Below are 7,450 nucleotides of genomic sequence, written 5' to 3'. Positions count from 1 at the left end.
CATAGCTTTGAGCGCCATTGGCTGCGTGGGCTTGTAAGGTAAAACAAGCAAGCGCCGTTCCGACAGCTATGGTTAAATAGCATTTGGACCGCTGACTGTTATTATTTTTGCCCGCTGTGTTAAGCGCTAAAGAGGGACGCTGCGGCGTAATAGGAGAAAACATAAGTGTCCTTTATCTAACTGGCATGAGCGCCAGCAGAGACTATGAGATAATTAATATAACCATTAGCATGATTGCTAAAATAGAATAAGAACTAAAGAAAACCAATAAATATGGACGTGCAAGGTAGCCATTACTCGTGATAATGCGCCTTTCGCAATGTTGCTTTATTGTAATGAAAATAAGGGCACTATACTAGCGTTATTGCGAGCAAATACTAATGTAAATGATAAGGTAAGTAGCGAAGTGAGTAGCAATAAATAACGTTAAACCAAGGATTTAGCGTCTATGTTAAAAAGGCTATTTAGTAAGATTGAAAAAGCCAACGTCCTACTATCACAGGACGTTGGCTTTTTAGTGGGTAGAAATGACGTGGATTTTATCTACATTTAAACGCTTAATTTAGCGCAGTTAAGGTTTGCTCAAATTCTGCGCGCCCGATTTCACCTACTTGTTGATTGACCAATTGACCGTCTTGATAATACAGCAACGCTGGCGGACCAAACAATTTATAGCGCGCTAAGATTGCTTTTGAATCCGCTGTTGTCTCAGTGATATCAAGTCTGACCAGTTGCCAATCTTGCATTTGCGCTGGACGATTATGAAATAAGTTCTTATCCATAATCCGGCACTCAATACACCATTCAGCGGTGACATCGACCAGCACTTTTGGGCTAGCGGCGACAATAGCATCTAACTCAGCGAGCGTCGTAACAGTTTTATCTGTTGCATTACTCATGGCTGTTTGACCAGCAGTCGTCTGCATCACCGGAGCCGCACTTAATGACGCCAGCGGATGTAAGCTGTCGTCATTGCCCAATGCGGCGCCAACGATTAAACACGTCGCCCAAATACCGGCGATTAAGCTTAATGCTTGGGTCAGGATCCGACCTTTGCCTAGCCAGCTCCACGCCCACATCGCCACGACCATAAACCACAGCGCCCACACCATCAACATCACAGGCGAGATAAAGACGCGCTCAATTAATAACAACGCCACGGCAAACAGCAGCAAAGCAAAGCCTTGCTTGACCCAGTTCATCCACTCGCCAGCTTTGGGCATTATTTTGCCTTGGGTCGCGCCGATTAAAATAAGCGGTGCCGACAAACCAAAACCGAGCATAAATAAAGCGGCAAACCCGAGAAGTGGGCTACCAATCGTCGATACGGCAAGCAGCGCACCAAATAAGGGTGCCGAAACGCATGGCGATACCACGAGCGCCGATAAAAAACCAGCGATTAAACTGCCACCCGTACTACCAAGCTTGCTATCGCCTGCTTGGCTTAGACCCTGCATTTTGCTACTGATAAATCTCGGCAGACGGATGCTAAATACGCCCAACATATAAAGGGCTAATAAGACAAAAACGATGGCAAAGGCAATTAGTATAATCGGATTTTGTAGCCAACCGATAATACCTAATGACTCGCCAAATACCGCAATGACCGCCCCCAAAATACCATAAGCGATAGCAACACCAATCGCATAACTTGTGGTTAAAATGACACCTTTTTTAACTGTTGGGTTTTGCTGGCGAGCGACGATATTGGCGACAATCGGTAGCATCGGTAACACGCACGGCGTCAATGCCAAGCCTAATCCTGCCAAAAATAATAACACCAATGCCAACCACGGATGCGAGGCTAAGCCAAAAGGGTCGCTATTAATGGCGTTATCGCCAACAACGGTATTGTTCGTTGCAGTGCTATTGTTTGCTGCTTCACTTGTGACATTATCGCCTATAACTTCTTCATCGGCACCAGAGATGGTATTGGTCGCACCAAGCTCTGCATCTAATACTTCGTCATCTAACAAAGCGTAATCTATCACCTCGTCATCTGGCATAGTTTGCTCTGTAGCAAGACGATCGGCATCAGTCGCCTCTGTAGAGGCTCGCACAGTTTCTGCATTGCTATTATTGCTCGCAGAATCTGTAGCAATGCTACTTGAACTATTGGCTGCCGATTGTGACGCAGCAGCGATATTGACCGCGGTTTTTATTTTCTCCGGTGGATAGCAAAGCCCTGCTTTGGCACAGCCTTGCCAACCTATTGTCACGGCGGCATTATTTATCGCCTTGCCATTACTACTGCTCAAAACGGTGCTAGCAACCATATTGGCTTGGTCAAATACCAATACTTGCCCAAAGGTTGGATCATCAATGGAGACTGGCTTTTGGCTAAAGGTAAAAGGTGCAGCGCTCACGCCAGCAGGCAACGTTAGCTTAATTTGGTCTTTATAAACATAGTGCTCAGGTGTAATGTCAAAGTTAATCGATAAGCGCGTGCCATTATTGGTCGGTTTGCTGCTACTGCTAACTTGAAACGCTTCATCAACAGGCAAAAATTTCGGTTGGGCAGCACTTTTATTACCAAATAAATCACCCAATCCTGCCGCTTGCGATGCCACTGGCGCAGCCGTCAGCCCAGTCGCTGCTAGCCCTGTCAATAATGAACCCGCGCTGAAAGCGAACGCCAACAGATAAGATTTTTTCGACGATTTATTTTGCGTTAATGACGGAGACTTTTCTGCGCTCTTAAAGGACATGAAGGACTACCTATTTATTACCAAAATTCGAATTGACAAATTCACTGCCTGTATGGACTTGTCTATTTACGTGGCTGTTTATTTACGTGCTGTGCCAATATTGACTGTGGTTTTAATTTTCTCGGGCGGATAGCATAGACCCGCTTTAGCACAACCTTGCCAGCCGATGACAACAGGGACATTTTTGGCGCCTTTACCATTATTGGTACTCAGCGTGGTAGTAGCGATTATATTTTTTTGCGTAAAAACAGGCACTTTCCCAAAAGTAGGGTCATTAATGATAACTGGCGACTGGCTAAAGCGAAATGGCGACGCGCTAATGCCCTTTGGAAAACTTAGCGTCAGCTTGTCTTTATAAACGTAATGGCCGGGCGTGATGTCAAAGGTAATCGATAACTGCGTGCCTTTAGACGTCGCTTTGGTAATATTATCTACTTTAAAGGCTTTATCGACGGGCAAAAACTTTGATTGTGCTGCATTGTTATTGCCAAACAATTCACCTAGTCCTGCAGCTTGCGCGCTCATCGACATCATTGATAAACCTGTCAGCAACGAGGTGCCTATCAGCGTCATTGCTAATAGATGAGGTGTTTTAGCAAGGCATTTTTTGATAACTGGGGTGGCTGTTTTGATAAACATAAATAACTACCTTTGATAGCGGGTTTAAAAGGTTACTTTTAATAACTGTTTGTAATGACTATTTATTAAAAAGGTTGAACGTATATGGTGGGCGTCTATTTAGCACGGTACTTACTAGCATAGTACTTACTAGCATAGTACTTATTTTATGCTTTCATAAAAAATATCAACCAATAAAGCCTTTTATTGGTTGATATTTAGAAATTTTAACGCCGCATTAATCAATAAAGTGTTAGAAAACGCTATGTTGCTCAGCGCTAATCACTTCAATCTAATCACTTTAAATCGCAGCTTACAACTGAGCATAAATATCAGCGTCTTGCCCTTCGCCGCCCTGCTGCCCATCCGCCCCTAATGAAAACAAATCATAAGGGCGACCTTCGCTACCTGGCGCGACATATTGCAACTCGTTTTCCCAACCATCGGTCGGATAGCCACCTTTGATATAACCGCCATCAGGGTAGTTTTTGGCGTCAGCAGGCGGCGTGGTCAACGCTTCTAAACCTTGCGCCGTCGTCGGATAACGTGAATTATCAACCTTATACATATCAAGCGCATTGGATACCGTTGCCAGCGCCGTTTCTGTGGTTTTGACGCGCGCTTTGTCACTTTGTCCAACCACTTTTGGTACGACTAGACCTGCAAGAATGGCCAAAATAACAATCACTACCATAATCTCAATAAGGGTAAATCCAGATTGGCTATGAGACATTGACGGACGGGCTTTCAGCGCAGTAGGTATATCTTTATTCATATTTTCTGCCTGAAACTGATAATTATTTATAGCGTTTTTTGGCATGGTATTTACTTGTATTGTGTCAATTATAGTCATCGCTTTGGTCATCGCTTTTGGTATCAGGTGATATAAATAATGAATGTGCTGTTCAGAGCGTTTTAATGGGTTGGCTTTAGATTAATGAACCCTAAGCCGCTTATCACTATAAACCATGATTTTATTTTTATCCAGCGCTGCCATAGATTGTTATAAATATCGACTTTTATTGATACACATCGTGAAATATTGGATGACCGCTACCCTTTATAAGCAGTTTATAAGCAAAGTTTTTGACGAGTGCTTACTATAACGTGATGATTGACTGCGCTCTAGTAAAAACGTACCGTTGTCAACAATCTACAACAGTAAGCAAGGCTTAAGAAAGTTAGCGGAAGTTTTAGCAAGATAAAGGTAATGGATTTTGAGCCAGCTGCAGAAAAATTAACAAAGCTTAAGCGTTTACTAACCTGCCAAATCATTCATATTCACGATCGGCAGCATCACCGCCATGACGATAATCATGACCACCACGCCCATCAATACCAACATTAGCGGCTCAAGTAACGATAACAAGGTGCTGATAAAGTTGGTCGCTTCAGCCTCTTGCATATTAGCGGCGCGGCTGAGCATGTTTTCAAGCTCACCTGAGTTCTCACCACTTTTAATCATTTGTACCATCATCGGCGGAAAGTAAGTGGATTTTTCTAATTGACTCGATAAGCTTGAACCCTCTGTCACCCTATCGGCTGCGGTGATAATGGTTTTTTGAATATGTAAATTGGTCGTCACCGCCGCGCCTATATGCAGCGCTTCAATCAGCGGCACACCTGAACGCACCAATATCGCAAGCGTACTGGCAAAACGCGCCGCATTAAGCCCTTTTGATAAGCGCGCCAATATTGGTAGTCTCAGCACCATACTGTCTATGGCTAATTTGCCTGTTTGGGTTTGGGCAAAGCGATAAAACAAAAACGCCGTCCCTGCCAATACCAAAATCATCAACCACCACCATTGGGTAATGATGTTGGATAAGCTCAGGACAATTTGGGTAATCAAAGGTAGCGCTTGCTCAGATTGCTCAAAGACCTTGACAATTTTGGGCACCACAAAGCTCATCAAGCCCATAATGACCCCGACTGCCATTACCATTAATACAATCGGATAAACCATCGCCCCTTGGATTTTCTTTTGTAGGGCAAAACGGTTTTCAGTGTAATCCGCCAATTGATTGAGAATTAAATCTAAATGGCCTGATTTTTCCCCTGCCGCAATGGTGGCGATATAAAGCGGCGGAAAACTGGCGGCTTGTTGCAGAGCGCGCGCGAGGCTTAAACCTTCTAATACATGTGAGCGTACGGCCAGCATCAATGATTTAATATGGGTTTTTGGTGATTGTTTGGCGACGGCAGCCAGCGTTTCCTCTAAAGGAATACCGGCGGCAAGTAATACCGATAATTGACGAGTCAGCAGTGCTAATTCATAGGCGGATGGTTTTTTATAGCGGTTTTTACTTTGGCTTTGTCGGTCATTGACGGCGGTTACTTCAACCGGCGTCCATTGTTTATCACGCAGCTGCTGGCGCACTTGCCGCGCAGAATCGCCTTCAAGTAAGCCTTTTTGGACACTGCCATGGTCGTCTAACGCTTTATAATGATAAGCGGGCATAGCAGTCAATATCCTAAGGTGAGCAATTTGAAATGCTGATAAACAGAAGTCTTACAATATATTTTAGAAAATAAATGTCTTAAAAAAGCGGCGTAGAATCGCTGCTATCTGGCATTAACCCTTGTAATAATAAAACATCTAGATGCTGTTGTTGCAATTTTTTATCAAAATCATTGACCTCAGCAATCAGCATTCTCTCGATACGCTTATCGCTAGCAAAGACGCTAAGTCGCGCACAAATAACCGCCAGCTGATAAATACGTTTTTTACAATAACCATCCAAACCTTGTAGCAACCTCACCATATGCGGCGTTTCAAGACTGGCGTATTCATAATCGCTCACGACCTGCGGAGCAAGGGCGGTAACTCCATAACTGATAGACAGATGGGCACAAAAATAGCAGCTAAATAGATACCCAACCACATGACCAATATAATAAGCGCGGTCATAAGTAAAGCTACTGACGCCAAAATGACCAAGCACATAACTGTTTAAGCTGCCTTGATCTACAATAGGCTTGTCATGTTTGAGCTTACCAACGGTAGGAAAACGCAGTGGATTGTGACCATCTTGCGTCGTCAGCTGCCAACCGGCGGGCTGCTGCGCCGGCATATGACGGACAATGTCTTCGATAATATCATCGACCACGTGCAACTGTTGCCATAAACGCTCTAGTCCATCGGTATCCATCAGACCACGTTTATCAAGCTGCTGCGCCAGTAAATATTGCTGATATTCTGCAAACTGGGTTTTTAGCGTTTGCACCAGATACGTAGGACGATTAGCGGTAGACGCCATATATAGCTGACGTGTACGCTCATGCTGACGACGATAAAGCGCTAACCGCTGCGCGGCGATATTGGTTTCGCTGCTGTTCGACTCACTGCTGTTAGTAAAATCTAAGCTTACTTGCTCAGCACCTGATTCAGCATCTGGCAAGGTAAATAACGCGAGCAGCGCCGCTTTATCAAGCGCAGGCGTAATATTGCTTTTTTGCTTATTTTTTGCCGTACGCGGTTTATTTTTTGCCGCACTTTTCACGTCTTTTTTATCAGCGTTGGCTGTCGAAGTAGCGGACGCAGTAGTACGCTGGCTATTTGAAGTCACGGTTGGCTTAGCGGTCGGTTCAGTCATAAAATACCATTAGCTGCAAAAATAAACTTTGCCCAAGTTATCTTAAATGAATAGTCTATCAGCGTTTAAAACCAACTACTTACCGATATTGGCTAGCAGACAGTGCCATAAAATGCGCTAAAATCTCGCTATGAAGCTTGGGCAAAACATGACTCTATAGTACCTTAACCTAAGTGCATTGTCAGCTGTCCATCGCCGAAATACTCGGTATCGAAATCAGTGATAAAGGTGATGGTAAGCAATAGCTATGGTAAAAAGCGGGAGTTTTAATTAATAATGAGCATCGAGCAAAAAAGCGCTAAAGCCATTAAATAGCCTGAGCGCTTTTGAAAAAGGTATAGCAATTAACAGCTAATTAAGAGAGCGTTTGCTGTTGATATTGCTGCCGATAAGCTTTAGGTGAGATGCCGTAAACACGCTTAAACGCTTGGCTAAAGGTTGAGTCCGACGCGTAACCGACCAAACCGCTAATACGGCTAATACTGTTTTGCTGCAAACGCAAATAACGCGCGGCCAAGCGCAAGCGAT

General features: G+C 44.1%; 6 protein-coding genes. All 6 read right to left on the bottom strand.

Translation table 11 applies throughout. The features are described 5' to 3' along the window. Positions 1-557 precede the first annotated feature (557 nt). Positions 558-2,708, bottom strand: a complete 2,151-nt coding sequence (locus tag V7D75_RS11815) for a cytochrome c biogenesis protein CcdA (RefSeq protein ID WP_333614715.1) — start codon at positions 2,706-2,708, stop codon at positions 558-560. Positions 2,709-2,786: 78 nt separating this feature from the next. Beyond that, entirely contained in the window at positions 2,787-3,347 is a 561-nt protein-coding gene (locus tag V7D75_RS11810) for a protein-disulfide reductase DsbD N-terminal domain-containing protein (protein WP_333614714.1), read from the bottom strand. A gap of 292 nt (positions 3,348-3,639) precedes the next feature. Then, positions 3,640-4,101, bottom strand: coding sequence for a type II secretion system major pseudopilin GspG (gspG, locus tag V7D75_RS11805; RefSeq protein ID WP_333614713.1), 462 nt, complete (start codon positions 4,099-4,101; stop codon positions 3,640-3,642). 483 nt (positions 4,102-4,584) lie between these two features. Continuing rightward, the gene (gene gspF, locus V7D75_RS11800; protein WP_333614712.1) at positions 4,585-5,787 is read right to left on the bottom strand and encodes a type II secretion system inner membrane protein GspF; all 1,203 of its coding nucleotides are present in this window, start codon (positions 5,785-5,787) and stop codon (positions 4,585-4,587) included. Positions 5,788-5,866: 79 nt separating this feature from the next. After that, positions 5,867-6,922: a hypothetical protein gene (locus V7D75_RS11795; protein WP_333614711.1), complete on the bottom strand. Its 1,056-nt coding sequence runs from the start codon at positions 6,920-6,922 to the stop codon at positions 5,867-5,869. A 355-nt stretch (positions 6,923-7,277) separates the two neighbouring features. Continuing rightward, positions 7,278-7,418: an AraC family transcriptional regulator gene (locus V7D75_RS11790; protein ID WP_333614723.1), complete on the bottom strand. Its 141-nt coding sequence runs from the start codon at positions 7,416-7,418 to the stop codon at positions 7,278-7,280. Between the last annotated feature and the right edge of the window lie 32 nt (positions 7,419-7,450).

Origin of the sequence: Psychrobacter sp., assembly GCF_036731945.1 — a bacterium.
Taxonomy (GTDB): domain Bacteria; phylum Pseudomonadota; class Gammaproteobacteria; order Pseudomonadales; family Moraxellaceae; genus Psychrobacter.
This window is presented reverse-complemented; position numbering and strand designations above follow the sequence as displayed.

Bases quoted from the DNA above. Each gene is read 5' to 3' on its own strand.
- V7D75_RS11795 (WP_333614711.1), bottom strand. From the start codon at position 6,922: ATGACTGAACCGACCGCTAAGCCAACCGTGACTTCAAATAGCCAGCGT.
- V7D75_RS11810 (WP_333614714.1), bottom strand. From the start codon at position 3,347: ATGTTTATCAAAACAGCCACCCCAGTTATCAAAAAATGCCTTGCTAAA.
- V7D75_RS11815 (WP_333614715.1), bottom strand. From the start codon at position 2,708: ATGTCCTTTAAGAGCGCAGAAAAGTCTCCGTCATTAACGCAAAATAAA.
- gspG (WP_333614713.1), bottom strand. From the start codon at position 4,101: ATGAATAAAGATATACCTACTGCGCTGAAAGCCCGTCCGTCAATGTCT.
- gspF (WP_333614712.1), bottom strand. From the start codon at position 5,787: ATGCCCGCTTATCATTATAAAGCGTTAGACGACCATGGCAGTGTCCAA.